This window comes from Nocardia sp. NPDC056064 (genome assembly GCF_042266925.1).
Taxonomy (GTDB): Bacteria; Actinomycetota; Actinomycetes; order Mycobacteriales; family Mycobacteriaceae; genus Nocardia.
This window is the reverse complement of the sequence record NZ_JBHJWO010000001.1, coordinates 896,616-922,551: the sequence shown is the minus strand read 5'-3', so window position 1 is coordinate 922,551 and position 25,936 is coordinate 896,616. Positions and strand designations below refer to the sequence as shown.

21 protein-coding genes, 1 pseudogene and 1 riboswitch are annotated in these 25,936 nt (G+C 70.9%); of the genes and pseudogenes, 10 read left to right on the top strand and 12 right to left on the bottom strand.

Annotated features, from left to right (window positions below; translation table 11 throughout):
• Positions 1–73 precede the first annotated feature (73 nt).
• Genes ACFC06_RS04185 through ACFC06_RS04170 form a run of 4 tightly spaced genes read right to left on the bottom strand, consistent with a single transcriptional unit; the run spans position 74 to position 4,328 of the window.
• Positions 74–943 carry a short-chain dehydrogenase/reductase gene (locus ACFC06_RS04185; RefSeq protein WP_375927686.1) on the bottom strand — a complete coding sequence of 290 codons (870 nt, stop codon included), beginning with the start codon at positions 941–943 and terminating at the stop codon, positions 74–76.
• On the bottom strand, positions 940–2,397 hold the full coding sequence (locus tag ACFC06_RS04180; protein ID WP_375927684.1) for a flavin-containing monooxygenase: 1,458 nt from the start codon (positions 2,395–2,397) through the stop codon (positions 940–942). Before ACFC06_RS04180 ends, ACFC06_RS04185 begins: the two co-directional genes overlap by 4 nt.
• Positions 2,398–2,418: 21 nt before the next feature.
• Entirely contained in the window at positions 2,419–3,435 is a 1,017-nt protein-coding gene (locus ACFC06_RS04175; protein ID WP_375927682.1) for a PDR/VanB family oxidoreductase, read from the bottom strand.
• Between the two features lie 11 nt (positions 3,436–3,446).
• Positions 3,447–4,328, bottom strand: coding sequence for a metal-dependent hydrolase (locus ACFC06_RS04170; protein WP_375927681.1), 882 nt, complete (start codon positions 4,326–4,328; stop codon positions 3,447–3,449).
• Between the two features lie 68 nt (positions 4,329–4,396).
• Here ACFC06_RS04170 and ACFC06_RS04165 point away from each other — a divergent pair, with 68 nt between their 5' ends.
• From ACFC06_RS04165 to ACFC06_RS04155, 3 genes are all read left to right on the top strand, one after another.
• Positions 4,397–5,008, top strand: coding sequence for a TetR/AcrR family transcriptional regulator (locus ACFC06_RS04165; RefSeq protein ID WP_375927679.1), 612 nt, complete (start codon positions 4,397–4,399; stop codon positions 5,006–5,008).
• Positions 5,009–5,296: 288 nt separating this feature from the next.
• Complete coding sequence (locus ACFC06_RS04160) at positions 5,297–5,932, top strand: TetR/AcrR family transcriptional regulator (protein WP_375927677.1); 636 nt, start codon at positions 5,297–5,299, stop codon at positions 5,930–5,932.
• Positions 5,933–6,063: 131 nt separating this feature from the next.
• The gene (locus tag ACFC06_RS04155) at positions 6,064–6,519 is read left to right on the top strand and encodes a hypothetical protein (RefSeq protein WP_375927675.1); all 456 of its coding nucleotides are present in this window, start codon (positions 6,064–6,066) and stop codon (positions 6,517–6,519) included.
• Positions 6,520–6,573: 54 nt separating this feature from the next.
• Here the strand turns inward: ACFC06_RS04155 and ACFC06_RS04150 are convergent, their stop codons facing one another.
• Positions 6,574–7,734, bottom strand: coding sequence for an acyl-CoA dehydrogenase family protein (locus ACFC06_RS04150; protein WP_375927673.1), 1,161 nt, complete (start codon positions 7,732–7,734; stop codon positions 6,574–6,576).
• A gap of 187 nt (positions 7,735–7,921) precedes the next feature.
• Here ACFC06_RS04150 and ACFC06_RS04145 point away from each other — a divergent pair, with 187 nt between their 5' ends.
• From ACFC06_RS04145 to mmsB, 4 genes are read left to right on the top strand one after another with little or no spacing between them, the layout of a single operon-like run.
• A complete protein-coding gene (locus tag ACFC06_RS04145; RefSeq protein ID WP_375927671.1) occupies positions 7,922–9,421 on the top strand; it encodes a CoA-acylating methylmalonate-semialdehyde dehydrogenase in 1,500 nt (499 codons plus the stop codon).
• Positions 9,422–9,428: 7 nt separating this feature from the next.
• Entirely contained in the window at positions 9,429–10,568 is a 1,140-nt protein-coding gene (locus tag ACFC06_RS04140) for an acyl-CoA dehydrogenase family protein (RefSeq protein ID WP_375927669.1), read from the top strand.
• Entirely contained in the window at positions 10,565–11,635 is a 1,071-nt protein-coding gene (locus tag ACFC06_RS04135) for an enoyl-CoA hydratase/isomerase family protein (RefSeq protein ID WP_375927667.1), read from the top strand. Before ACFC06_RS04140 ends, ACFC06_RS04135 begins: the two co-directional genes overlap by 4 nt.
• Positions 11,632–12,522 (top strand): 3-hydroxyisobutyrate dehydrogenase, encoded by an 891-nt coding sequence (gene mmsB / locus ACFC06_RS04130; RefSeq protein WP_375927665.1) that lies wholly within the window; start codon positions 11,632–11,634, stop codon positions 12,520–12,522. The genes ACFC06_RS04135 and mmsB overlap by 4 nt, the downstream gene beginning before the upstream one ends.
• A gap of 21 nt (positions 12,523–12,543) precedes the next feature.
• On the opposite strand, the gene ACFC06_RS04125 is transcribed toward mmsB, so the two are convergent.
• The 7 genes from ACFC06_RS04125 to ACFC06_RS04095 form a co-directional block, all read right to left on the bottom strand.
• Positions 12,544–12,801: a hypothetical protein gene (locus ACFC06_RS04125; protein ID WP_375927663.1), complete on the bottom strand. Its 258-nt coding sequence runs from the start codon at positions 12,799–12,801 to the stop codon at positions 12,544–12,546.
• A gap of 75 nt (positions 12,802–12,876) precedes the next feature.
• Complete coding sequence (gene pepN, locus ACFC06_RS04120) at positions 12,877–15,360, bottom strand: aminopeptidase N (RefSeq protein ID WP_375927661.1); 2,484 nt, start codon at positions 15,358–15,360, stop codon at positions 12,877–12,879.
• Positions 15,342–16,991, bottom strand: a complete 1,650-nt coding sequence (locus ACFC06_RS04115) for an ABC transporter ATP-binding protein (RefSeq protein ID WP_375927659.1) — start codon at positions 16,989–16,991, stop codon at positions 15,342–15,344. The genes pepN and ACFC06_RS04115 overlap by 19 nt, the downstream gene beginning before the upstream one ends.
• Positions 16,984–17,808 (bottom strand): ABC transporter permease, encoded by an 825-nt coding sequence (locus ACFC06_RS04110; protein ID WP_375927657.1) that lies wholly within the window; start codon positions 17,806–17,808, stop codon positions 16,984–16,986. Before ACFC06_RS04110 ends, ACFC06_RS04115 begins: the two co-directional genes overlap by 8 nt.
• The gene (locus tag ACFC06_RS04105) at positions 17,805–18,776 is read right to left on the bottom strand and encodes an ABC transporter permease (RefSeq protein WP_375927655.1); all 972 of its coding nucleotides are present in this window, start codon (positions 18,774–18,776) and stop codon (positions 17,805–17,807) included. Before ACFC06_RS04105 ends, ACFC06_RS04110 begins: the two co-directional genes overlap by 4 nt.
• A gap of 5 nt (positions 18,777–18,781) precedes the next feature.
• Positions 18,782–19,543, bottom strand: a complete 762-nt coding sequence (locus ACFC06_RS04100) for a class I SAM-dependent methyltransferase (RefSeq protein ID WP_375927653.1) — start codon at positions 19,541–19,543, stop codon at positions 18,782–18,784.
• The gene (locus tag ACFC06_RS04095; protein ID WP_375927651.1) at positions 19,540–21,066 is read right to left on the bottom strand and encodes an ABC transporter substrate-binding protein; all 1,527 of its coding nucleotides are present in this window, start codon (positions 21,064–21,066) and stop codon (positions 19,540–19,542) included. Before ACFC06_RS04095 ends, ACFC06_RS04100 begins: the two co-directional genes overlap by 4 nt.
• 109 nt (positions 21,067–21,175) lie before the next feature.
• A riboswitch (cobalamin riboswitch) is annotated at positions 21,176–21,291 on the bottom strand.
• Between the two features lie 86 nt (positions 21,292–21,377).
• Between ACFC06_RS04095 and ACFC06_RS04090 the strand changes: the two are divergent.
• The 3 genes and pseudogenes from ACFC06_RS04090 to ACFC06_RS04080 form a co-directional block, all read left to right on the top strand.
• Positions 21,378–21,812, top strand: a pseudogene (locus tag ACFC06_RS04090) (ATP-binding protein); the annotation flags it as partial.
• 82 nt (positions 21,813–21,894) lie between these two features.
• Positions 21,895–23,166, top strand: a complete 1,272-nt coding sequence (locus tag ACFC06_RS04085; RefSeq protein WP_375927649.1) for an HSP90 family protein — start codon at positions 21,895–21,897, stop codon at positions 23,164–23,166.
• Positions 23,163–25,907, top strand: a complete 2,745-nt coding sequence (locus ACFC06_RS04080; RefSeq protein WP_375927647.1) for a hypothetical protein — start codon at positions 23,163–23,165, stop codon at positions 25,905–25,907. The genes ACFC06_RS04085 and ACFC06_RS04080 overlap by 4 nt, the downstream gene beginning before the upstream one ends.
• Positions 25,908–25,936 lie beyond the last annotated feature (29 nt).

Here is a 25,936-nt window from a genome sequence, read left to right as displayed (position 1 = left end):
CCCGCGGTGACGGGGCCGAGATGATCGAGGACGAGAAGGGCCGCCGCGGTGCGTGATCCGCCGCGGGTTTCCGTCATGTGCGGCTCTCGATGGCCCGCACGAGCTCGTGGACGCGCGGATCGGCGGCCAGCCTGCTGTCAAGGACCACATTGATCGCCCCGCGCAGCAGCGCGTACGGCTCCCAGCCGCGCGGCGCGATCGTGCGGGGCGCCCGCCGGGCGATGCCGTCGGCGATGGTGCGCGCCGCGTGCGCGGCGCTGATCCGCACATCCAGGGGCCAGGGCAGCAGGCTGTCGAGTTCGCGGCCGAGGTCGTCGGCGTCGAGCATGTCGTGGGTCATGGCGGTGTCGACGATGCCGAAATAGGCCACGCCCGCGCTGGCCCCGCTCGCGGCCAGTTCCACGCGCAGCGCGCGGCCCAGCTGCTCGACGGCGGCCTTGGTGAGCATGTACGGCGAACCGCCCATCCCCGGCGCGAAGGCCGCGCACGAGGACACCACCACGACATGCCCGCGGCGGCGCACGATGTGGTCGAGGGCGGGGTGCACGGTATTGAACACCCCGGTCAGATTGATGGCCACGACCCGGTCGAAGTCGGCGGGGTCCATGGTGCGCAGAGTCGCGGGCACCGGGGTCACCCCCGCATTGGCCACCACCACGTCGAGGCGGCCGAAGCGCTCGATCACCTCCGCCACAGCGGCGCTCATCCCGGCCCGGTCGGCCACATCGGCGCCGATCCCGAGCGCGGTGGTGCCGAGTTCGTAGGCGGTGCGCTCGGCGGCCACCGCGTCGATATCGACCAGGGCGAGCAGGGCTCCCCGGGCGGACAGGACCCGGGCGAGTTCCCGGCCGATGCCCTGGCCCGCGCCGGTCACCAGCACGACCTTGCCGCGCACGGGGTAGGAATCGCCCGGCCCGCGGCCGGGCAGCGACAGCCCCATCATGCGGACACCTCGTAGTTCGCGGCGTCGAATCGCCGGGTGCGGCGGCGGTATTCGAAGCTCCAGTTCGGGTACAGCCCGGCATTGCCACCCTCGGCCGTGGTGTAGTAGCTGCGGCAGCCGCCGGTGAGCCAGACCGTGTCGGCGCTGCGGGTGCGCATCTCGGCGACGAACTCGTCCTGCACCCGCTCTCGCACCTCCACCCGGTGCTGCCCGGTGGAGCGCAGGGTGCTCAGCGCGTCGACGATGTAGGCGATCTGGGATTCGATCATGTAGATCGCCGACTGGTTCCCCGCGGCGCCGAACGGTCCGAGCGTGCAGAAGAAATTGGGGAAACCGGCGACGGCGGCGCCCAGATAGGTCTGCGGGCGTTCGGCGTACAGCTCGGCGATGGAGCGGCCGTCGCGGCCGGTGATGCGTTCGAACGCGGTGGGCAGCGAGGTGAATCCGGTGCCGTAGATGATGGTGTCGACCGGGATCTCCGCGCCCGCCGTGGTGCGGATCGAATGCGGGCGCACCTCGGCGATGCCGTCGGTCACCACCTCGACATTGTCCTGGTCGAGGGCGGGCAGATACGCGTCGGAGAAGATCGCGCGTTTGCAGCCGATCATGTAGTCGGGGGTCACGGTGGCGCGCAGGCCCGGATCGGTGACCTGACGACGCAGCTGCATCCGCCCCAGCAACTCGTAGGGGTGCCGGAAGCGGTTGTCCACGAACCCGACCAGCCCGAAGCCCTCGATCAGGGTGTACCAGGTGCCCCGAATCGCCTTCTGCGCCAGTGGCAGACGCCGTAGCAGCAGCCGTTCGAGTCCGAGGGTGGGCCGGTCCATGCGCGGCACGATCCACGGTGCCGAGCGCTGGAACACCGTGAGCGAGTCGACCTTCGGCTGGATCTCCGGGATGAACTGCACCGCCGAGGCGCCGGTGCCGATCACCGCGACACGTTCACCGGTCAGCTCGTGGCCGTGGTCCCAGTGCAGGGAGTGGAAGGTCTTGCCCGCGAAGGTCTCCAGGCCGGGCAGTGACGGGTATTTGGCCTCGGCGAAGATGCCCGCGGCGGAGAGGAAATAGTCGGCGGTGAGGGTGCCGCGCGAGGTCTCGATGCGCCAGCGGGTGTGCTCGTCGTCCCAGCGGGCGTCGAGGAGTTCGGTGCCCAGGCGCAGGTGCCGCACGATGTCGTGGCGTTCGGCGACGGTGCGCAGATAGTCCAGGATCTCGGGCTGTCTGCCGTAGGTGCGTGACCAGTCGGGGTTGGGGGCGAAGGAGTAGCTGTAGAGCTGGGAGGGGACGTCGCAGGCGCAACCCGGGTAGGTGTTGGCCTGCCAGGTGCCGCCGAGTTCGTCGGCGCGGTCGAGGACGACGATGTCGTCGAAGCCCGCCTCGCGGAGCTTGATCGTCAGGCCGAGGCCGCCGAAACCGGCGCCGAGCACGACGATGTGCCTGTGTTCTGTGGTCATGGGGGACCGGGCCTTTCGCGGTCAGAGGTCCAGCGTGAGCGCGTCGCCCGCGGCGCGGGAGACGCAGGTGAGCAGGTGGTCGGCCCGCTCGGTGGGCAGCAGCAGCCGGTCGCGATGGTCGACGGCGCCGTCGAGGACGCGGGTTCGGCAGGTGCCGCAGAAGCCCTGGCGGCACGAGTAGACGACATCGGGCCGCACCCGCCGGATCGCGTCGAGCGCGGTCTCGGTGCCGCTCACCCGCACGGTGTCACCGCTGCGGGCCAGGGTGATGTCGAAGGCGCGGCCGTCGGTCACCGGGCGCGCCGAGAACAGTTCGGTGTGCAGCGAGGCAGCCGGATTCGTGGTGAACAGTGTGCGCTGGGCGAGCTCCAGGACCGGGGGAGGACCGCAGAGGTACACCGCGGCACCCGGTGCGGCGGTGGCGAGCAGGGCGGGGATATCGGGTGTGCCGGACTCGTCGTCCGGCCGGATGTCCGTGCCTGCCGGGACCTCACCGAGGAACGGCATGCTCTGCCGGGAACGGCCCAGATACACCAGGTGGCCCCGGCTGCCGGCCGCGCGGGCCATGGGCAGGATCGGTGTGATGCCGATGCCGGCGGCCACGAACAGGTACGACGGTGCCGAACCGACGAAGGTGAACGCGTTGCGCGGGCCGCGCAGCCGCAGCGGGTCTCCGGCGCGGAGGGCGTGCATCTCCACGGAGCCACCGTCACCGTCGGCGATGCGGCGCACCGCGATGCGGTAGCGGTACCGGTCGCCCGGATCGCCGCACAGCGAGTACTGACGCTGACGCCCCGACGGCAGGAACACATCGAGATGCGACCCCGGCCGCCACGCGGGCAGCGGCCCACCTCCGGCGCGGCGCAGGCGCACGCTCACCACGTCCTCGGCCTCGGCCCGCACCGACTCGACCACGGCGTCGATGTCGAACCCGGTGCGCCGCACCGGATGTGGTGGCGACAGCGCCGGCCGGGTGAACACCTTCTTGTAGGCGTCGACGGCGACGCCGAGCGCACGCACGCTACGGGGCGCGGTCACGACGGGCCCGCTCACCCGCGCGCCGCCGGCGAATGCGCCAGATAGCGCAGCGCGTTGTCCATCGAACCCAGCTGGGAGGGATGGAAACCCGGCCGCAGATACCGCGGCATCTCGGTGACGAAGGTCGTGAAACTCGGGATGACCCCGCGCACGGTGGCGCTCACGAACTGCCGGGCCCAGGACCGTCCCTTGTCCGGGCTCGGATCCTTGCGATAGAGATAGGCCGTCGAGATCACGAACAGCGGCAGCAATGTGCCACTGGCGAGCAGCCCGGTGCGCACCCGGCGGGCGTAACCGCCGTCGACGTGCATGTACGCGTCGAACACCACACTGCGATGCTCGACCTCTTCCGCGCCGTGCCAGCGCACCAGATCCAGCATCGCCGGATCCATCCCCAGCTCGGCGAGCACCTCCGATTCCAGCAGCCACTCGCCGATCACGGCGGTGAAATGCTCCATCCCCGCGAACAAGCCGAGCCGCTCTTTGAGCCACTGCTCCTTCGCGCGCCCGGTCAGCCCCTGATCGCCCAGCACCCGGTCCACCAGCCAGGCCACCGCCGAGACATAGGACTCCACATCGAGCCCGATCGACTGCAGGTGCCTGCGCGCGCCCTCGTGACTGCTGGCGTGCATGGACTCCTGCCCGATGAAACCGGTGACCTCCTCCCGCAGCCGCTCGTCGTCGATATAGGGCAGAGCCTCGGCCAGGCAGGCGGCCATCGCTCGTTCGCCTTCGGGCAGGACCAGATGCATCACATTGGTGACGTGCGTGGCCAGCACTTCCCCGGGGATGTAGTGCAGGGGCACCGACGAGAAGTCGAAATGCACATCCCGCGCCTGAATCGCGTGCGCTTCTTCCTGATAGGAGCGCGCCGTTGCACTGTTATCAGCCATGCACCGACCGTACAGTGCAACAAAAAGTATCGCAATGTTGCATCGGGTCGGCCTGCTACGGTCGTGGGGTGCTGTCCACCGCCGCCACCTCGGGTGATTCGCCCACCGCCGACTCCGTCGAAGAACGCATTCTCGACGCCGCGCTCGTGCAGTTCGAGCGGGTCGGCGTGCGCAAGACGACGATCGAGGACATCGCCAGGGCCGCCGACGTCGACCGCGCCACCGTCTACCGCCGGATCGGTTCCCGCGACGACGTGGTCCGCGCGGCCTTCGGGCGCGAGGTACGCAGGCTGCTGGCCGACCTCGAGGAGATCCCGGCCCGCCACGACACCTTCGACGACATCGTCGTGGACGTGTTCACCACCGTCATCACCCGCTGGCGCTCGCACGCCCTGGTCGAGCGCCTGCTCACCCTGGAAGCCGACCGCATCCTGCCCCAGCTCACCGTCGACGGCGCCACCTTCTTCCTCCTGTCGGTCTCGGCGTCCACCGAGATCCTCGCGAAAGTCCTGGAAGACAACAGATTCCCCGACATCCCCGACCTCACCGCCCGCGTCGAGGTGGTGTGCCGGGTGGTCCACTCGCTGATCCTGCAACCGGTCGGCACCCTCGACACCGGATCCCCCGAGGCGCTCGCGACCTACGCCCGCGCCCACATCGTGCCCATCCTCACCCGCTGACCGCCGCCGTCACGGTTGGGCCACGACGCGATTCCGACCTTCCCCGGCGCGCTACGACACCAATGCCCAGCCTGACGGCTTCGTCACGACCGCGACGGCCGGTCACCGGGGATCAGCTGCGGACACCGCAGGAACTGGTCGTGAACGGTTGCGCCGGTGGCGGCGGTGGCTCCGGCGACTGGGGTTCGGTCGACTTCGGATCGGTCATCCCCGGTAGCTGAGGGTTGACCACCCCGGGTTTGCCCACCCTTGTGCAAGCGTGCGATGGTGGGAGGTGAAAGGAAAACTGTGACTGCGACTACACCTCCCCTCACCGCGGCCCTCGGCCCGCGCGCCCTGGCCAACCGGCAGCGCATCGTCGCCGTCGCCGGGGACGAGCTGCGGCGCAATCCCTCCGCCAGCATGGAGGACATCGCCGCGGCCGCGGGCATGGTCCGCCGGACGCTCTACGGGCACTTCCCGACGCGTGAGGCGCTCATCGACGGCATGCTCGACGAAGCCTTCGAGCAGGTCGGGCGGGCGTTGGACCGCGTCGACACCGGGCAGCCGCCCGCGGTGGTGGTGGCCGATCTGGCCGTCACGCTGTGGGCGGTCGGCGACGAATTCTGCCTGCTCCTGCGCTTGGACGAGGCGTCGTCACGGGCCCGCGCGGCCGACCGGCTCGCCCCGGTGCGCGGACTGGTGGTCACCCTCGTCGAGGACGGTCAAGCCGACGGCACCTTCGCCGATCACCTGCCGCCCGCCGCGGTGGCCCGCGTGCTCACGGCGCTGGTGCTCGAGCTGCTGAACGCGCGCGGCAACGGGGAATGGGACAGCGTCGACCCGGCCAGGGACGCGGCCAGGGCCTGCCTGATCGCCGCCGGTGTCGACCGGGTCACCGCGGCCGGAATCGCCCTCACCGTGGCGGAGAAGCACCGCCGCTGACGCTCGTCGGGCGCGGATGTGAGTCCCGGCACGATACCCCTCCGATCACTTGCACGCCTTTGTGCAAGAGGCGTACTTTCACACATGGGTGCAATTGCACGCAGGTGTGAAAGAAGCCGAAGGAGTTCGAGATGACCAGTCAGGTGGCAGATGTTCGGATGACCTACGCGACCCGGCCTTCCGTCGGCCGGGCGCCCGTCGAGATGCCCGCTGCGGCGCTGCGCGGCATCGGTGCGGTGCGCGTGCTGTTCGGTCTCGTCGCGTTCGGCGCGCTGATCGCGGGATTCGACGGGGGTACCGGCATGGCCGTGCCTGTCCTGGCGGTGGTCGGCGCCGTCTCGGTACTGCAGGGGCTGGCCACGGTGATGGCCACGCCGCGGCTGCTGCGCGATGACCGCGCCGTGCTCTCCTCGGTCGCCGCCGACGCGGTGCTGGTGGTCCTCGGCGTGGCCGCGCTGATGGTCGGCTGGGACCAGTTCACGGTCGCGGGCGCGGCGGTCGTGCTCGGCGGCGCCGTGATCGCGGCACTGTCGGCCGTGGCGGTGGCCGTGGTCACCGCGCTGGCCGAGGGTCGCTCGGCGGCCTGAGCGAAGACGCCGACGGCGCCACCGGGATTCCGGTGGCGCCGTTCGTCTTTGCGGTCAGAGGAAGCGGGCGATGAGGTCCTTCATGACCTCGTTGGCGCCCGCGTAGATGCGCGAGATGCGCCCGTCGGCCCACATCCGGGCGATCGGGTACTCCTCCATGTAGCCGTACCCGCCGTGCAGCTGGACGCAGCGGTCGATCACCTGGGTCTGCTGTTCGGTGGTCCAGTACTTGACCATGGCGGCGGTCTTCACATCGAGCACGCCGCGCAGGTGCTTGTCGACGGCGGCGTCGACGAAGGTGCGGACCACCTCGGCGACGGTGGCGCACTCGGCCAGCTCGAAACGGGTGTTCTGCATGGCGAACAGCGGCTTGCCGAAGGCATTGCGCTGCTTGACGTAGTCGAGGGTCTCGGCCACCGCGGTCTCGATGGCGGCCGCCGCGGCCACGCCGCAGATCAGCCGCTCCTGCGGCAACTGCTGCATGAGCTGGACGAAACCCTGGCCCTCGGCGGTGCCGAGCAGATTGGCCTTGGGTACGCGCAGCCCGTCGAAGAACAGTTCGGTGGTGTCCTGGCCCTTCTGGCCGATCTTCTTCAGCAGCCTGCCGCGCTCGAAGCCCGGGGTGTCGTCGGCGACCTCGGCGACCACCAGTGACACGCCCTTGGCGCCCTGTGTGGGGTCGGTCTTGACCGCGATGATGAGCAGATCGCAGTTGCGGCCGTTGGAGATGAACGTCTTCGCGCCGGTGATCAGGTAGTCGTCGCCGTCCTCGATCGCCTTGGTGGCGATGTTCTGCAGGTCCGAGCCGGTGCCGGGCTCGGTCATCGCGATGGCGCCGATCCATTCGCCCGAGGCCAGTTTCGGCAGCCAGCGCCGCTTGTTGTCCTCCGAGGCGTAGGCCAGCAGGTAGTGCGGGACGATGCCGGTGTGCACGCCGAGCTGCATCGAGGAATCGCCGCCGCGCACCTGCTCGGTGAACAGCACCGCCTCGTGCGCGAAGGTGCCGCCCCCGCCGCCGTACTCCTCGGGCACCGACATGCACAGCAGGCCCAGCGCACCGGCCTGTCGATAGACCTCACGGCTGGGGTAGCCCTGCGCGGCGAACTCCTCGCGATGCGGCGCGACGGTCTCGGCGAAGAAGGTGCGGGCCAGTGCGGCCAGGTCCTGCAGCTCCGAGCCGGCGGCGCTGCCGGGCTCGGTGTCGACGGTGCTCATCGGGATCTCCTCATTGTGGATGGACGTGGCACCAGAATGGCGATGCTGTTGGCGAGATGTCAATAGATGGATCGAGTGATTGACAAGAAGCCGGTGGTGCGCGATCGTATCCGTTGGTTGGACATCCAACTATCGGACCACCTCCGACCCTTGTGCGCCGCGCGCACACCCGACGAACAGGACTTTGATGGTTCGCGAACTGACGCATTTCCTCGGCGGAACCCACGTCCAGGGCACCTCGGGTGCCTTCGGTGACGTGTTCGACCCCAACCTCGGCCGGGTGCAGGCCCGGGTGCCGCTGGCGAACGCGGCCGAGGTCGAGGCGGCCATCGCCGACGCGGCCGCGGCGCAGCCGGTGTGGGCGGCGTTCAACCCGCAGAAGCGCGCCAGGGTGCTGATGAAGTTCCTGACCCTGGTCAACGACGAGATCGACAGCCTGGCCGCGCTGCTGTCGTCCGAACACGGCAAGACCCTCGCCGACGCCAAGGGCGACATCCAGCGCGGCCTCGAGGTGATCGAGTTCGCGGTGGGCATCCCGCACCTGCTCAAGGGCGAGTACACCGAGAGCGCGGGCACCGGCATCGACGTGTACTCGATGCGCCAGCCGCTCGGTGTCGTCGCGGGCATCACCCCGTTCAACTTCCCGGCCATGATCCCGCTGTGGAAGGCGGGCCCGGCGCTGGCCTGCGGCAACGCGTTCGTGCTCAAGCCCTCCGAACGCGATCCCTCGGTGCCGCTGCGCCTGGCCGAGCTGTTCGTCGAGGCGGGTCTGCCGCCGGGGGTGTTCAACGTGGTCAACGGCGGCAAGGAGGCCGTGGACACGATCCTGCGCGACCCGCGGATCAAGGCCGTCGGCTTCGTCGGCTCGACCCCGATCGCGCAGTACATCTACGAGACCGCGACCGCCAACGGCAAGCGCGCCCAGTGTTTCGGCGGCGCCAAGAACCACGCGATCGTGATGCCCGACGCCGACCTCGACGATGTCGCCGAGCAACTCGTCGGCGCGGCCTACGGCTCGGCCGGTGAGCGGTGCATGGCGCTGTCGGTGGCCGTACCCGTGGGCGAGGAGACCGCGGACCGGCTCGTCGAGAAGCTGACCGAGAAGGTCCGCAAGCTGAATGTGGGCCGCTCCGACGACTCCGGTGCCGATTTCGGCCCGCTGGTCGGCGCCGACGGCGTGGACCGGGTCAACGGCTACGTGCAGATCGGCATCGACGAGGGCGCCGAGCTGGTGGTGGACGGCCGCGGGCTGACCGTCGACGGCGCCGAGGACGGCTTCTTCGTCGGCGCGAGCCTGTTCGACAAGGTCACCGCCGACATGCGGATCTACCAGGAGGAGATCTTCGGCCCCGTCCTCACCGTGGTCAGGGCCGGCGACTACGAGCAGGCGCTGCGCCTGGTCGACGAGCACCAGTACGGCAACGGCGTCGCGATCTTCACCCGCGACGGCGACACCGCCCGCGATTTCGCCTCCCGCGTGCAGGTCGGCATGGTCGGGGTGAACGTGCCGATCCCGGTGCCGATCGCCTACTTCACCTTCGGCGGCTGGAAGGGCTCGGGCTTCGGCGACCTCAACCAGCACGGCCCGGACTCGATCCGCTTCTACACCAAGACCAAGACGGTGACCCAGCGCTGGCCCGCCGGGCTCAAGGAGTCCAACGCCTTCGTCATCCCGACGATGGACTGAGGCGGCCATGTTCACTCTCGATGCCGACGAACGCGCGATCGGGGACACCGCCCGCCAGTTCGCCGACGAATTCCTCGCGCCGAACGCGCTGGAATGGGATGAGCACAAGCACTTTCCGGTCGACGTGCTGCGCAAGGCGGGCCCGGTCGGCTTCGGCGGGATCTGCGTGCGCGAGGAGGTGGGCGGCTCCGCGCTGCGCCGCCTGGACGCCGTGCGGATCTTCGAACAGCTCTCGACCGGATGCCCCGCCGTGGCGGCCTACATCTCGATCCACAACATGGCCGCCTGGATGATCGACGCCTACGGCACCGACCAGCAGCGGCACCGCTGGCTGCCGGGCATGTCGTCGATGGAACTGCTGGGCAGCTACGCGCTCACCGAGCCCGGCGTCGGCTCCGACGCGGCGGCCCTGAGCACCAGGGCCGTGCGTGACGGCGACGACTACGTACTCACCGGCGCCAAGCAGTTCATCTCCGGCGCGGGCGCCAACGACGTGTACGTCATGATGGTCCGCACCGGCCAGGACGGGCCACGGGGCATCTCGGCGCTGATCGTGCCCGCCGACACCCCCGGCCTGACCGTCGGCCCGAACGAACGCAAGATGGGCTGGAACGCACAGCCCACCCGGCAGGTCGTACTCGACGGGGCCCGCGTGCCCGTCGCGAACCTGCTCGGCGAGGAGGGCGCGGGTTTCTCCATCGCGATGCACGGGCTCAACGGCGGCAGGCTCAATATCGCGGCCTGCTCGGTCGGTGGCGCGCAGGCCGCGCTGGACAAGACCGTCGGCTATCTCGCGCAACGGCACGCCTTCGGCAAGGCGCTGGCCCGCAACGAGGCCCTGCAGTTCGAGCTGGCCGACATGCGAACCGAGCTGGAGGCGGCGCGTACGCTGCTGTGGCGCGCCGCCGCGGCCCTGGACGCGGACGCCGCCGACAAGGTGGAACTGTGCGCGATGGCCAAGCGGTTCGCCACCGATGTCGGCTTCGAGGTGGCGAACAAAGCCTTGCAGCTGCACGGTGGCTACGGCTATCTGCACGAATACGGCCTGGAGAAGATCGTGCGTGACCTGCGGGTCCACCAGATCCTCGAGGGCACCAACGAAATCATGCGAGTGGTCGTGGCCCGCTCGCTGACAGGAGCGGCATGACCGACGAACCCGAAGTGCTGATCACCGTCTCCGACGGTCTCGGCCGCATCACCCTCAACCGGCCCCGCGCCATCAACGCCCTGAATCATCCGATGGCACTGGCGATCCTGGACGCGCTGCGGGCCTGGGCCGACGACGACGCGGTGCGCGCGGTGGTGGTCACCGGTGCCGGGGAGCGTGGGCTGTGCGCGGGCGGCGACATCGTCGCCATCCACGCCGACGCGAAGACGGGCACGGCCGGTGCCTCGTCGCCGACCGGGAAGTTCTGGCGCGACGAGTACATCCTCAACGCGCTCATCGGCCGCTTCCCGAAGCCGTACGTGGTGATCATGGACGGGCTGGTCATGGGCGGCGGCGTCGGCCTGTCGGCGCACGGCAGCCATCGCATCGTCACCGAACGCTCGCGCATCGGCATGCCCGAGGTCGGCATCGGGTTCGTCCCCGATGTGGGCGGCACCTACCTGCTTGCACGCACACCGGGCGAGATCGGCACCCACGTCGCCCTGACCACCGCCCGGATGAGCGCCGGTGACGCCATCGCCGCCGGTTTCGCCGACCACTTCGTGCCCGCCGAGTCGGTGCCCGAGCTGCTGGACACCCTGCGCACCGAGACCGTCGAGGCCGCCATCGCGAAGTTCGCCCAGCAGGCCCCGGCCTCGGAACTGGACGCGCAGCGCGGCTGGATCGACACCTGCTACCGCGCGGACACGGTCGAGGAGATCGTGGCCGCCCTGCAGGCCGAGGGCTCACCCGAAGCGGCGGCCGCCGCACAGGACATCCTCGCCAAATCACCGGTGGCGCTGAAGGTCACGCTGCGGGCCCTGCGTGCGGCGCGCGAGCTCGACAGCCTCGAGGACACCTTGCGCCAGGAGTACCGGGTCTCGATCGCCTCGCTGAGCTCGCACGACCTGGTCGAAGGCATCCGCGCCCAGGTCATCGACAAGGACCGCGAGCCGAAGTGGCGGCCCGCCACCCTCGCCGAGGTCTCCGATCAGCGGGTCGCGGCCTACTTCGCCGCGCTCGGACCGGCGGAACTGGATGTCACCACCCCGGAGGCACAGGGATGACGAAAAAGACGATCGGTTTCCTCGGGCTCGGCCACATGGGCGCGCCCATGGCGGCCAATCTGGTCGCGGCGGGCCACGACGTGCTCGCCTTCGACCCGGTTCCCGCCGCCCGGGACCAGGCCCGTGCCGACGGTGCCACCGTGGTCGCCACCGCCGCCGAGGCGGCGCGGGACCGCGATGTGGTGATCACCATGCTGCCCAACGGCAAGCTGGTGCTCGACGTCTACACCGAGCTGCTCCCGGCCGCCCGGCCCGGCACGCTGTTCATCGACTGTTCCACCATCGATGTCGCCGACGCCAGAGCCGCGGCGCGACAGGCGGTCTCGGCCGGTCATCGTCCCCTCGACGCCCCGGTCTCCGGCGGAGTCGCCGGGGCCAGCGCGGGCACGTTGACCTTCATGGTCGGTGGCGCGGCCGCCGATTTCGCCGACGGGCTCGCGGTGCTCGAGGTGATGGGCGGCAAGGTGGTGCACTGCGGGGAGGCCGGCGTGGGCCAGGCCGCCAAGATCTGCAACAACATGCTGCTCGGCATCTCCATGATCGGTCTGTCCGAGGCGCTGGTGCTGGGGGAGCGGCTGGGCCTGAGCCATCAGTCGTTCTTCGATGTGGTGTCCACCGCCTCCGGGCAGAGCTGGGCGCTGACCAGCTACTGCCCGGTGCCCGGACCGGTGCCCGCCAGCCCGGCCAACAACGACTATCAGCCCGGTTTCGCGACCGCGCTGATGTCGAAGGATCTCACCCTGGCCGCGAACGCGTTGCGCGCCAACGGCATCGACGGGCAGCTCGGTGAGCTGGCGGCGGCGATCTACGAACGGTTCAACCAGACCGACGCGGGCCGGGACTTCTCGGCCATCGTCACCGATATCCGGGACCGCTCCGGCGAGTAGTTCCCGGCTGGGCCGCGCCGCTCAGGCTCCCATGAGCCCGATATTGCTGTCGAGCAGCGCGGCCTGTTCGGCCAGGGCCCGGTCGTCGGGCGGATCGCCGACCTGGCCGAGGAGATCGGCGCGGGTGACGACCACCAGTCCGCCGTCGCCGACATCGGGACCGGTCCTGACCTCGACATGGCCTTCGGTGAGGACCAGGCGCGCGTCGGCGGAGGTCGTGTTGATCAGGCGATGCAGCAGGGCGCTGGTGATGGTCTGCCCTGCGGGATTCTCGGTCATGATCGGGTCACTTTCGTCGTGGCGATCGTTCGAGCCGGGGGTCGGCCGGTGTCATCGCGTTCAGCATACGCGCGGCTACCGGCCCGCCTCCCGCTCGCGCACCCGCAGCGCGCGGCCCAGGTGGTCGCGCTGTTCGATCACCAAGCGGCGCAGCGCGCCCGGTGCGTCGGTGTTCGCCGCGAGCCAGCCGTCCACGTCGTCGAGCGTGTCGGCGGCGGGGAACAGGCCCAGGACGATACGGCGGGCGATCTCGATACTGCGCTGATCCCAGACCTCGCGCAGCGCGGCGAAGTAGCCGCTGTCGTAGCGGGCGATCAGGTCGCGGCGGTCGGCGGCCCGGAAACCGGCGATCTCGGCGTCGAGGTGGTCGTTGGTGAGGGTCGTGTCGCGCAGCACCGCGTCCCAGGAGGCCGCTTTGACCGGCGGTTCGGGACGGGAGGCGAGGGCGCGGCGGTGGGCGGTGCGGCCCGAGGCGGTGTCGTCGTGACTCAGCTCGGCGTCCAGGTCGGCCGCGCTCGCGTGGCCGGTGGCGGCCAGGGCCGTCCACAGTGACCAGCGCAGGTCCGGGTCCAGCGCCAGTCCGTCGGGGGCGGGCTGCTCGCCGAGGAGCAGAGCGCGGATCTCGAGGGCGCGCGCGGCGTCGGCGGTGGCGGCGCTCGCGGTCGCCCGGGCCAGCGCGAGCTGCGCCCCGGAGCCCGGAGCCGCGGAAGACAGGGCGTTCCAGCAGGATTCGAGCCATTCGGCCTGCCACCGGCGCTGGGCCTCGGCGGGCAGATAGTGCGCGATGGCGAAGGACGCGTTAGCCAGTACGGCCGACAGCAGCGCGGTGTTCGGTTCGGCCGGGGCGAAGTCGCGGGCCATGCGCAGATAGCGGTCGACCGGGAGTTCGGCGTCGCGGGTGGCGTTCCACAGCGCCGACCAGATGAGGCCGCGGGCCAGCGGGTCGGTGACCCGGTCGAGCGATTGCTGGACGGTGTCCAGCGAGGCGGGGTCGAGGCGGACCTTGGCGTAGGTGAGGTCACCGTCGTTGAGCAGCCGCAGGGGCGCGGGGGCGAGGTCGATCGGGGTGCGTTCGTCGACGAGGTCGAGTTCCACCCGTTCGCGGCGCACCAGATCGCCCGCGTCGTCGAAGTCGTAGAGGCCCACGGCCAGGCGGTGCGGGCGCGGGTCGGTCTGCACGATGGCGTCGCCGTCGACGGTGAGGGTGGACATGCCGGTGGTCTGCAGCCAGGCGGCGGCCCAGCCGGTCAGATCGCGCCCGGATTCCGCCGACAGCTCGGTGAGCAGGTCGGCGAGGGTGGTGTTGCCGAAGGCGTTGGTACGGAAATAGCGGCGGGCTCCGGCGAAGAACTCCGCACGGCCCACGTAGGCGACCAGCTGCTTGAGCACGCCGGCGCCCTTGGCGTAGGTGATGCCGTCGAAATTGAGCTTGGCCGCTTCCAGATCGGTGATGTCGGCGACGATCGGGTGCGTGGTGGGCAGCTGGTCCTGCGAATACGCCCACGCCTTGCGGCGATCGGCGAACGCGACCCAGGCGTCGGTCCACTCGGTGGCCTCGGCGGCGGCCAGCGCGCCCATGTAGTCGGCGAAGGATTCCTTGAGCCACAGGTCGTCCCACCACACCATGGTGACCAGGTCGCCGAACCACATGTGCGCCATCTCGTGCAGGATCGTGTTCGCCCTGGCCTCGTACTGGGCGGCGGTGGCCGCGCCACGGAACACGTACGCCTCGGTGAAGGTGACCAGGCCGGGGTTCTCCATCGCTCCGAGGTTGTACTCGGGAACGAAGATCTGGTCGTACTTGCCCCACGGGTACGGGTAGTCGAAGGCGTCGGCGAAGAAGTCCAGGCCCTGTTTCGTCACCGTGAGGACGGTGTCGGCATCGAGGTGACGGGCCAGCGAGGCGCGGCAGAGCACACCGAGCTCGACGGTGAGATCGTCACGCGTCCACGAGGATTCGACGCGGTGGTACGGCCCCGCCGCGATGGCGGTGAGGTAGGTGGAGATCGGCAGGGTGGGGGAGAACTCGACGCGCTGATCCGCACCGAGGGCTTCCACCGTGGCGGCGGGCCGGTTCGACAGCACCTCCCAGCCTGCGGGCGCGGTGACGACGAAGGTGAACGGCGCCTTCATGTCCGGCTGCTCGAAGCAGGCGAAGACGCGGCGCGCGTCGGCGGGCTCGTACTGGGTGTAGAGGTAGGTGGCGCCGTCGACCGGGTCGAGGAAGCGGTGCAGGCCCTCGCCGGAACGGCTGTAGGCGGCGGTGGCGCGCACGGTGACCTCGTTGGTGTCGGCCAGGCCGTCGAGCGTCAGGCGCGCCCCGTCGTAGTCGACGGCGAGGTCGCGGCCGTTGAGGGTCACCGAGTCGACGGCGAGGCCGAGGAAATCGAGCCAGGTGCGGGTCGTGGTGGCGTCGAATCGCACCGTGGTGACGGTGGTGAAGCCGGGACGGTCCTGGTCGGGCGCGCCCGAGAGGTCCAGTTCCACCCGGTAGTCGCCGACGGTGACCGCGGCTGATCGCGCGGCGGTCTCGGAGCGGGTCAGGTTCGCGGTATCCACGCCTCGATCCTGCCAGCCGTGGCGGTTTCGCGGTCGGTGGCCGGTGCGAGTCCGGCCAGGATCGGGGCCACCGGCGGTGACCGCACTTCGTCCGGGGTCCCGATCTCGGTGACGCGCCCGCCGTCCACGACGGCGATCCGGTCGGCGCGGGCGAACAGTCCGGGCAGATCGTGGGTGATGAGCAGGATCGCGGCGCCGGTGCGCTGCCGGTAGTCGTCGAGGTGGTCCAGAATCGTCTGCGCCAGCGCCAGATCCAGCGCGGTGGTGATCTCGTCGCACACGAGCACGCGCGGGTGCGCGGTGAGTGCTCTGGCCAGGGCGGCGCGCTGGAGCTGGCCGCCGGAGAGCCCGGCCGGGTGACGGTGTGCCTGGGCGGCGTCGAGATCGAGGGCGCGCAGCAGCTCGAGCGCTTCGTCGCGTGCGTCGGCGCGGCGGAGTCCCCGGAGCCGGACCGCGGTGGCGGCGACCTGGTCGAGGACCGGGCGGCGCGGGTCGAACGAGGCCGCCGATTCCTGCCAGACGTACTGCACGGCGGCGATCTGGGCCCGCGCCCGGCGGCGCAGCGGCGGCAGTGATTGGTCATCGAGCCGGATCTCGCCGCGATCGGGCGGCACGAGCCCGGCGATACAGCGACCGATCGTGGACTTGCCCGCACCCGAGCGCCCGATCACGCCGAGCAGCTCGCCGTGGCGCAGGTCGAGGTCGATCGCGGTGAGCGTCGGCGAATTCCGGTGTGACACCGACACTTCGCGCAGCCGCAGCGCGGGCCCGGTCGGCGCGGTCGAGGGGCCGGGATCGGAACGGGTGACCGCGTCGACGCGCGAGCCGTGCCGCGTCGAGCCGCCACTTCCGCGACCGCCCGCCGTGGTTCTCGCGGTCCGCGGTGGTTCCGAATCGATCGCCGAGGGTGGACCGCTCCGTTCGGTCGGCGCCGGGTCGCGGGGGAGGCCGCCGACGGCGGACACCCGCCCGTTCCGTACGAAGAGCACACGGTCGCTGAGGGTTTCGGCGGCGCGGGCGTCGTGGGTGACGAGCACGATCGCGGTGCCCGCCCGTCGCAGTCCGTCCAGGCCCGACAGCAGGGTGGCGCGGGCGATCGGGTCGAGCCCGACGGTCGGTTCGTCCACCACGAGGATGCCGGGGTCGAAGGTCAGCACCTGGGCCAGGGCCAGCCGGGCGCGTTCGCCGCCGGAGAACTCGAACGGGTACTTGCGCAGGAGCGCGTCGAGCCGGACCGGGTCGACGGTGAAGGCGGCGGCCGCCAGGATCGCGGCGAGCCGGTCGCGGCGGTCCGCGCGGCCGGGCCGGGGGAGGCCGTGGCGGCGTGCGCGCAACCGGTCGAGCTCGGTCAGGGCGGTGCCGATGCGCCGGGCCGGATTCAGGGTCGCGGCGGCGTCCTGCGGGAGGTAGCCGACCCGCAGCCCGTCGCGGCGGTCGATCCTGCCGGAGACAATGAGCCCGGCGGCGGTGCTGTCCGCGAGGGCGGTGGCGAGGGTGGTCTTGCCCGCGCCCGACGGGCCGAACAGGGTCACTATCTCCCCGGCGCGGATGTCGAGGTCCACCGCGTCGACGAGCGCGGTCTTGCCCGCGGCGATCCGCAGATCACGCACGCGGAGCAGCGGTTCAGACATCACGGCCGGTCCCGGCCATCCGGCGCGCGGACAGGGTGCGCGGGTCGGCGAGCAGATCGTCACAGAGCAGATTGATCCCCACGATGAGCAGCACGATCAGCCCGGCGGGCAGCGCGACCGACCACGGCGCGATGGTCAGCGCGTCCTTGTTGGCCGCGACGGACACGGCCCAGTCGGTGGAGGTGGTGTCGAAACCGAGACCGAGGAAATTGGCCGAGGCCAGGAAGTACACGGCGGCGGTGAAGCGCAGCGCCAGGTCGGCGGCGATCGGGCGGGCGAGCGTGCCGACGGCGTAGTTGCCGTAGCGGAACGCCCGCGACTCGCCCTGCATCCGCAGCGCGTCCATCACCGGACCGCGCACGGTGTCGCGCGCCGCCATCCGGACGAACCGGGTGATCGGCGCGAGCAGCGCGAACCCGATCGCGCACGCGATGGCGACCGCCGAACCGCGCGTACGCAGCGCGGCCACCATGATGATCAGCAGCGACGGCAGGCACAGCAGCACATCCATCGGCCGCATGAGCAGTTCGTCGACCCAGGCGCGCGGAGTCGCCGCCGCGGCCAGACCGATCATCGAACCCACCAGGTACGCGACGAGCACGGTGACGGCGGCGACCAGCAGGAAGGTCCGCCCGCCGGTGAGCGCGGCGGCCAGGACATCGCGACCGAGCCGGTCGGTCCCGAACGGCGACCACTGCGACGGGCCGAACGGGGCCTGCCGGTGTCGCGGCGCCCACCGGGCGAACACCGGCCCCACGAAGGCGACGAGCAGCGGCACCACCACACAGCTCAGGTAGATCGCGCGGCGCGGCGTCATCGGCTCGCTCCCTCGGCCGATCGCGGGACCATGCGCTGCCCGGCGATATCGATGACGGTGTTGATCGCGATGGCGACCACCCCGGTGATCGCCACGATGGCCAGGATCACCGGGTCGTCGCGATTGCCGATGGCGCCGATGAGCGCCGAGGCGATCCCGGGCACCACGAACACCGCCTCCACGATGAGCACACCCGAGAGCAGGCCGTCGCCGGTGCGGCCCAGTTCCTGCATGGCGGGCGCGAGTGCGTTGGGTGCCACATGGCGGGCCAGCAGCGACAGCCTGCCGACCCCGAGGCGGCGCGCCTGGGCGATATAGGGCTGGTCGAACACGTCGACGACCCCGGCGCGCACGAGACGGGCCAGCGGCGCCGCGACCCGGGCGACCATCACGACCAGCGGCAGCACCAGGTATTCCGGCCGGTCCAGCAGGTCGTCGAGGTCGGTGCCGAGGAAGGTGGCGGGCAGCAGATCCAGCTCGAGCGCGACATAGCTGACCAGCAGCACCGCCAGCACGAAATCGGGGATCGAGTCGAGGGCGATCCCGACGGTGGTGACGATCCGGTCGCACCAGGACCCCGGCCGCAACCCGGCGGCGAACCCCGCCGTGACGGCCACCGGGATCAGCAGCACCACCGCCAGCACGGCCAGCAGCGCGGTGGTGCGCAACGGATCGGCGATCACGCTGGTGACGCTGTGCCCGTTGGCGTACGAGACCCCGAAATCGCCGGTGAGCGCCCCGCCGAGCCAGTGCGCGAACCGCTCGACCGGTGCCACGTCGAGTCCCATCAGCTCGCGCGCGGCCGCCCGCTGCTCCGCGCCGAGCACATCGTTGCTCTGCACGTCCGCCGCGTCGCCGGGCAGCAGCAGCGACAGCACGAATACCAGCACCACCAGCACGAACAGCTGCCCGGCCCCGATGACGGTACGGCGCAGCAGAAACCGGGCGAACGGGGTGGACACACGCACCGGTGCTACCGGATACCGACCACGACGCGGTCGTCGCCGTACTGCCACACCGTGCCGGCCTCCGCGAACCCCGCTGCCTTGGCGAAGCTCACGTAGTCGTGCACTGTCGGCCGGTCGTGCACGGTGTGCTCGAAACCGCCGTCGCGCAGGCGCACCAGCTCGGCCAGTTCGGGTGCTCGCGCCACCGCGTCCCACCACTGAGCCCAGTCCTCGGCCGCGGCGGTGCCCTGCCGGTCGCCGCGCCGGGCAGTCATGGCCTTGCCCAGTGCGTCCAGGCGTGGTCCGGCCGGCCCCTCGTAGAGGTGGTCGCCGTCGATGAACAGCCCGCCCGGTTTCAAGGCCGCCGCGCAGGTGCCGATGAGCTGCCGCAACGGTTCCCGGTTCATCCAGTGCAGCGCCGTGGTGCTGACGAACGCGTCGGGCTCCCGGTCCAGTTCGAGCGCTTCGAGCCAGCCCTCCGCGCGAAGATCGGCGAACACGGTACGGAACCGGTCCGAGCCCAGCGCCAGGTCGGCCAGGCCGAGCAGCAGCGGATCGGCGTCGACCCCGACCACCCGCGCGGCCGGGAATCGGCCGAGCAGGCGCTGGGCCAGGGTGCCCGGGCCCACGCCCAGATCGACGATCAGCAGGTCGTCGCGGTCACGCAGTTCGTCGAGCACATCGCCGATCGCCTCGAAACGCTGTTCGCGATCGGGCATGTAGTGCTCCTGCTGACGATCCCAGCGCTCGATCCAGTACCGCGCCCGCGCCGCGTCGAGCACGGTCATCGGGGGCTCACCGCGTCGAAGCGGGCCCAGCCGTGCGAGTTCGGCACGGCGGCGGGCACGTGCTGGAAACGGTCGCGGGCCGCGCTGTTCCACGGCGTGGTGCCGAAGAACACGAATCCGCCCCGGTCGTGCAGGATCTCGTGCATGGTGCGGTAGAGCGCGGTCCGGGCCTCCACACCGGCGGTGGCCTGCGCCTTGGCGTAGAGGGCGTCGAACTCGCGGTCCGACCATTTGGTGCGGTTCTGCGGCGAATCGGTGAGCAGGCGCGAGGCGAAATGGTTCGGGATGGCGAGCGGCCCGGACTGGCCCATGGTGAGATGGCCGGTCGACAGCGCATCGGTGTAATAGGTGTCCTTGGACCCGAGCACGACGTTCACCCGCACCCCGCAGCGTCCCGCGTGCTCGGCGAAAAGCCGTGCGGCTTCGACGAATCCGTGCGCGACGGGCGCGGTGAACAGGTCGAACGACAGATCGCGCACCCCGGCGCGCCGCAGCAGCCTGCCGACCTCGTCGGGATCGTAGGTGTGCTGCGGCAGGTCGGCGTAGTGCTGGAAGCCCTTGCCGAACACATCGTTGGACACCTCGCCCTGACCCTCCAGGGCCACCTTGACCAGTTCGTCGCGGTCGAGCATCCGCCTGACGGCCCGGCGCACGTCCGGATTGTCGAACGGTGCCCGGTCGGTCTTCATGGCGAAGAAGTAGATGCCGCTGTTCGGGGTCGCCGACAGCGAGATTCCGCGCCTGCCCTGCAGGGTCCGTGCCGCGGCGGGGGTGAGGTTGTCGGCGTAGTCGATCTCGCCGCTCTGTACCGCCGAGAGCCGCGCGTCGGACTCCGCGCTCACGATCCGCAGCCGCCGGACGGCCGGGGCGCCGTCCCAGTACTGCTCGTTCGCGGTGGCGACGAATTCCCTTCCGGCCTCGAAGGATTCGAAGACGAACGGTCCGGTGCCGACGGGCCGGTCGAAGTCGGTGGCGCCGTTCTGCACGATCTTGGTGCCGTAGGCCGACAGGGCGATCAGGAACTCGAACGACGGCTCGGTCAACGCGAGTTCGACGGTGTGGGCGTCCACGGCCCGGCTCTGGGACAGGTCCAGTTTCGCCAGTGACGAGGCGGCGATGAACGGGCGGCGCTGCGGCGGGCCGAGCACGCGCGCGAAGGTGTAGAGCACGTCGTCGGCGGTGAACGCCTTCCCGTCGTGCCAGCGCGCGTCGCGCAGCGCGATCCGCCACCGGGTGCCCTCGGCATTCGGGTCGGCGGACACGGCCAGGCGGGGGATCGGCGTCATCGTCTCGTCGATCTCGAAGAGCCCGTCGTAGACCGACTTCATCCTGGCCTCGTCGATGAACAGGGTGTTCACCCCCGGGTCGATGCCCTCGCCCGCGCCGGAACCCTGGAAGGCCGCGGTGAAGGTGTCGACCGCACCCTCGCCGTCGGCGGACCGGGCGCACCCGGTCAGGGCGGCGCCCGCGGCGAGCGCGCCACCGAGCAGGAAGGTCCTGCGGCGCAGCGTCGAGGACGGCATGTGGCTCCTATCGCGTTGTGCTCTCACGCGACGAGGACATGCGGAAACGAGCCCCCGGAAGCCGGTGGCGCGGTTCGGCGCGTCGATCAATACCCACGTGATCACGACCGTTTGTCAGTACTGCGCCCGCGGGTATCTGGCTTCGGCTCGCACGAGCCTCACAGTTGCGGGACAGCCCCGGAATCGCACCGGTCTTCCCCGCGGACAGGCGTCATCCTACGCACACCCCGCCCCCACGCGAGGATCGCCGACGGCGGCTGAGGCAGAATCCAGCGCGGTAGACGTGGGAACGACCGGCCGGGGGGCGTGCGATGGAACGCGCATTTCAGGTGGATCTGCGGGGCATCGTGGATCTGCTCAGTCATCACCTGTATTCGAGTCCGCAGGTGTATCTGCGCGAGGTGCTGCAGAACGGGGTGGACGCGATCGCGGCCCGCGGGCAGCTCGCCACCGGATTCACCGGCCGGATCGAGATCGAACCGGCCCATAGCGGTGCGCCGCTGCGGATCCACGACAACGGGATCGGCCTCACCGAGGACGAGGTCCACACCTTCCTGGCCACCATCGGCAACAGTTCCAAACGCGACGAGATCGGGTTCGCGCGCCGGGAGTTCCTCGGCCAGTTCGGCATCGGGCTGCTGTCGTGCTTCCTGGTCTCCGACGAGGTGCGGGTGCTGACCCGCTCGGCGCGCGGCGGGCCCACCCTGGAATGGGTGGGCTCGTCGAACGGGCAGTACCGCGTCACCCGGGCCGGTGCCGAACGGCCAGAGCCGGGGACGACGGTGATCCTCACCCCGCCGCGACCACGAACGCTGGTGCGACGCGGCCATGGTCACCGAGCTGGCCCGGAAATTCGGTGGGCTGCTGCCGATTCCGGTGACGGTGGCCGGTGTGCCCGTGGGGACGGCGACCGTGCCGTGGCAGGCTCCGCATCCGAGCGCGGCGGCCCGCACCGCGGCGCTGCGTGACTACGCCGAACAGACCTTCGGCTTCACCCCACTCGATTGCCTGGATCTCACGGTCGCCGAGGCCGGGCTCTCCGGTGTCGCGTTCATCCTCCCGATGGCCGCCGATCCCGGTGTGCGGCAAGGACACCGGGTGTATCTGCGGCGCATGCTGCTGGGCGAATCGGTGCCCGACCTGCTGCCGGAGTGGGCCTTCTTCGCCCGGTGCGTCGTCGACACCACCGAACTGCGGCCCACCGCGAGCCGCGAATCGCTCTACGCCGACGACCTGCTCGCCGCCACCCGCACCGCGCTGGGCAGCCGCATCCGGGACTGGCTGGTGTCGCTGTCGGTCACCGATCCGCCGAAGCTGCACACCTTCCTGGCCGTGCACCACCTCGGCGTGAAATCGCTGGCCCTGCACGACGACGCGATGCTGCGCCTGGTCTCCGACTGGTGGCCGATGGAGACCTGCTGGGGCCCGATGACCCTGGCCGAATTCGCTCGCCGCAGCCCGGTGCTGCGCTACACCGCGACCGCCGACGAGTTCCGTGAGCTCGCCGCCGTGGCCGCCGCCCAGGGCATCGGCCTGGTCAACGGCGGCTACGCCTACGACGTGCAGATCATGTCGCGCCTGCACCGGGTGCACCCGGCCCTGACCGTGCGCGCACTCGACCCCGCCGAACTCGCCACCCGCTTCGACCAGCCCACCGAGCCACACGCCGGGCTCACCCGCCTGCTCGAGCACGGACGCGCCGCACTCGCCGCGCGCCGATGCGTTCCGGTGGCGAAAGCCTTCGACCCCGCCCAGCTGCCCGCCCTGTTCCTGGCGAACCGCGAACTGCACCGGTCGGCGGAGAAACAGCAGGCGCGCGAGCGGGCCGACGAGCTGTGGGCGGGCGTGCTCGACGCCGTCGACACCGGCCCGGAGCCGGAACCCGGACAGCATCAGCTCGTCCTGAACCTGCGCAACCCGCTCGTCGCCACCATGCTGGAACTGACCGACCCCGACCTCATCGCCCTCGCCGTGGAAGCCCTCTACGGCCAGGCGCTGTTGCAGGGCCGCCATCCCATCGGCGTCGACGAGAGCGCCCTGCTGAACCGCTCGTTCAGTGGGCTGCTGCGCTGGGCTATGCGGGCGGAGGAGGCGCGATGAGCTACACCGAAACCGAACTCACCGCCCGCTACCGCGCCCTCGGTTCCGGCTGGCATGCCGCGGTCCGCGGCGAGCTGGAGGAGATCGTCGCCCACGCCGGCGCGGGCGGCCACCACCGCCTCGCGTTCCGCGCCCGTCGTGACCTCGCCAACCGGCACTGCGTCTCGGGCCAGTGGGACCGCGGCTTCCCGCTGTTCGCGCGCTGCCTCAGCGACTACGACAGCCGCCCCGACGACTACGGCCCGCAGGAGGAATGGTCGCTGCGGTCCTGGTACGTGCGCACGGTCCGGACCATGATCGGCTTCCCCGAGGTGGACCTGGACCGGATCACCGCGCTGCTCGCCGACATCCGGCGCCGCTTCGCCGCGGGCGGACACGGCCTCGCCGGTGTCCACGAGGTGGAACGGCTGCTGGCCCTGCAACGTGGCGACTGGGACGCCGAGGAACACGCCTACCGGCAGTGGGTGCTCGCGGGCGGCCCGACCCCGCACGATCCGTGGGATCTCGAGAACGAGATCGAACGACATCTGCACCGTGGCGACCCCGCCTCCGTCGCCCACGCGCTCCGGCTGGCCCAGCCCCTCCGCGACGGCGAACTCTCCCTGGAGTCCGCGCCCTATATCGCCGCGACCGTGCTCCCGTTCTGGGCCGAGCACGCCGACGACGAGGAACTGGCCGCGCTGTACCAGCGGATGGCCGACGGTTTCGCGAAGGTCGACGTGTACCCGTACGAGTACTCCGGCATGGCCATCGAATTCCTGGCCCGCACCGGCAACGAACAGGACGGGCTCACCCGGTTCCGCCGGCTGATGTGCCACTTCACCACCCTGAACCGCCCCCACGGCCGTCTCGAATTCGCCACCAGCAGCGCGGTACTGCTGGCCCGGCTGGTGGCCCTCGGCCGCGGCCCGGAACCCCTGCCCTGTCACGGCTGCTCGGCCGGGCACCCCGCGACGACCGTCGCCGAACTGCACACGCGCATGCGCGCCGAAGCGCTCGACCTCGCCGCGCGGTTCGACGCCCGCAACGGCACCGCGTGGCAGAGCACCCGCGTCGAACGCAGGCTCGCCGCCGGTCCGCTGCGCGCATTCCTGCCGCTGCTCCCCGGCGCCCGGCCCACCCTGCACGTGGTGTGGCCGATCGGTGCCCCGGCCGATGTCGCCGTGCACTGCGCCCGCTGGCATTTCGACCGTGGCCTCTGGAGCGATGCCCGCCGCTACCTGGACCTGATCGACGATGCCGCGCCGCCTGCGGTCGCCGCCGCGGTCCTGGAACTGCGGGCCCGCTACGACGAGGACGCCTCGACCGTGCCGCGCCTGCGCGAGGCGGCCACCGCCTACGCCGCGGCGGGGGAGTACCTGCGCCACGACCTGTGCCTGGTGGCGCTGGCCGACCGCCTGAAGGACGAGAAGCATTACGCCGAAGCGCTCGCGGAGATCACCGAACCCGTGGAACGCCTGCGCGCCCACGCCGATCCGGGATCGGTGGTCGGGGCCGAGGTGATCCTGGCCGAGATCCTGTTCCTGCTCGATCGCGACGACGAGGCCCGCGATCTCGCCGAACGGACACTGAGGCTGGCCCGCACCGTCACCGACCCGATGGCCCGCGCCCTGGCCGGTCACCGGCTGGGCCGCATGCGGGTCTGGTGGAAGGAACCCACCGACGTCGTCGCCGCCGACCTGGTGCCCGCCCTCACCGCGAGCATCGAAGCCGGAGCCCAGTTCCTGGCGCGCCGCTGCGTCGAACAGCTGGTCGAACGGTTCACCGCCGTCGAGGACCAGGCCGGACTCGCCGAGCTGCTGGCCCGCTGCCTGCGCGACGCGCCGCCGACGACCGGGCGGCTGGTCACCGCCGAACTGCGCTTCCGCTACGGCTGGGCACTGCATCTGCTCGGTCGCGACGCCGAAGCGGTCGACGAATTGTCTTTCGCCGCCCACGAATACGACGCCCTCGACATCTGGAACGTGTCACGGCGGCTGCACTGGATCCGGCTGGCCGAAGTGTGTGCCGCGCTGGGGCGGTGGGACCAGGCCCACCGGCACGCCGAGCACGCCTGCACCTGGGCCGACAACGCCAGGGCGAACGGCACGGTCCTCACCGACGCCGCCGACGTGGTCACCGCGCGCTACGTCCTGGCCGACGCCCTGCGCGAACTGGACCGCCGCGATGCCGCCGTCACCGCCTACCACGCCCTCGCCGAGGACGCCCGCGCCGCGGACCGGCGCGACTTCGCCCGCTACGCCCACTTCCGGGCCGGGGAACTCCTGCTCGCCGCCGATCGCCCCGCCCCCGCCGCACAGGACTACCGCACGGCCGCCGACCTCGCGACCGAACTGGACAGAACCCCGCGCGAGCAACGCCGGTACCGCGTGCTGGAAGTCATCGCCCACGTGCGGGCGGGCGACCTCCCCGCCGCCGACGCCGCGCTAGAGCAGGCCCGGCTGGTGCAGGCCCGCGACACCGACGACCACGCCCGCCTCGACCTCGCGACCGCGCACACCCTGTTCGCGCACGGCCGCAGACCCGAGGCCCACGCCCATGCCGTCCGCGCCGTGGACGCCCTGCACGCCACCGGATATCACGGCGAGGCCGTCACGGCGGCGCTGTTCTGCGCGAGAATTCCACTGGCCGACCAGCGACCGGATCTGGCTGTGTCCGTACTGCGTTCCTCGCTGGCACGGTGTCCCGGCGACCTTCCCCAGGCCCGGGAATTGTCCGCGATGCTGAACGAGGTCGAGTAGCGGATGATTAGCTGAATCGTTATCGAAAT

Excerpts from the sequence above, each read along its gene's own strand:
- ACFC06_RS04140 (WP_375927669.1), top strand. The coding sequence starts at position 9,429 with ATGTTCACTCTCGATGCCGACGAACGCGCGATCGGGGACACCGCCCGC.
- ACFC06_RS04080 (WP_375927647.1), top strand. The coding sequence starts at position 23,163 with ATGAGCTACACCGAAACCGAACTCACCGCCCGCTACCGCGCCCTCGGT.
- ACFC06_RS04100 (WP_375927653.1), bottom strand. The coding sequence starts at position 19,543 with ATGACCGTGCTCGACGCGGCGCGGGCGCGGTACTGGATCGAGCGCTGG.
- ACFC06_RS04085 (WP_375927649.1), top strand. The coding sequence starts at position 21,895 with ATGGTCACCGAGCTGGCCCGGAAATTCGGTGGGCTGCTGCCGATTCCG.
- ACFC06_RS04095 (WP_375927651.1), bottom strand. The coding sequence starts at position 21,066 with ATGCCGTCCTCGACGCTGCGCCGCAGGACCTTCCTGCTCGGTGGCGCG.
- ACFC06_RS04125 (WP_375927663.1), bottom strand. The coding sequence starts at position 12,801 with ATGACCGAGAATCCCGCAGGGCAGACCATCACCAGCGCCCTGCTGCAT.
- mmsB (WP_375927665.1), top strand. The coding sequence starts at position 11,632 with ATGACGAAAAAGACGATCGGTTTCCTCGGGCTCGGCCACATGGGCGCG.
- ACFC06_RS04185 (WP_375927686.1), bottom strand. The coding sequence starts at position 943 with ATGATGGGGCTGTCGCTGCCCGGCCGCGGGCCGGGCGATTCCTACCCC.
- ACFC06_RS04180 (WP_375927684.1), bottom strand. The coding sequence starts at position 2,397 with ATGACCACAGAACACAGGCACATCGTCGTGCTCGGCGCCGGTTTCGGC.
- ACFC06_RS04145 (WP_375927671.1), top strand. The coding sequence starts at position 7,922 with ATGGTTCGCGAACTGACGCATTTCCTCGGCGGAACCCACGTCCAGGGC.
- ACFC06_RS04150 (WP_375927673.1), bottom strand. The coding sequence starts at position 7,734 with ATGAGCACCGTCGACACCGAGCCCGGCAGCGCCGCCGGCTCGGAGCTG.
- ACFC06_RS04170 (WP_375927681.1), bottom strand. The coding sequence starts at position 4,328 with ATGGCTGATAACAGTGCAACGGCGCGCTCCTATCAGGAAGAAGCGCAC.
- ACFC06_RS04110 (WP_375927657.1), bottom strand. The coding sequence starts at position 17,808 with ATGACGCCGCGCCGCGCGATCTACCTGAGCTGTGTGGTGGTGCCGCTG.
- ACFC06_RS04115 (WP_375927659.1), bottom strand. The coding sequence starts at position 16,991 with ATGTCTGAACCGCTGCTCCGCGTGCGTGATCTGCGGATCGCCGCGGGC.
- ACFC06_RS04135 (WP_375927667.1), top strand. The coding sequence starts at position 10,565 with ATGACCGACGAACCCGAAGTGCTGATCACCGTCTCCGACGGTCTCGGC.
- ACFC06_RS04155 (WP_375927675.1), top strand. The coding sequence starts at position 6,064 with ATGACCAGTCAGGTGGCAGATGTTCGGATGACCTACGCGACCCGGCCT.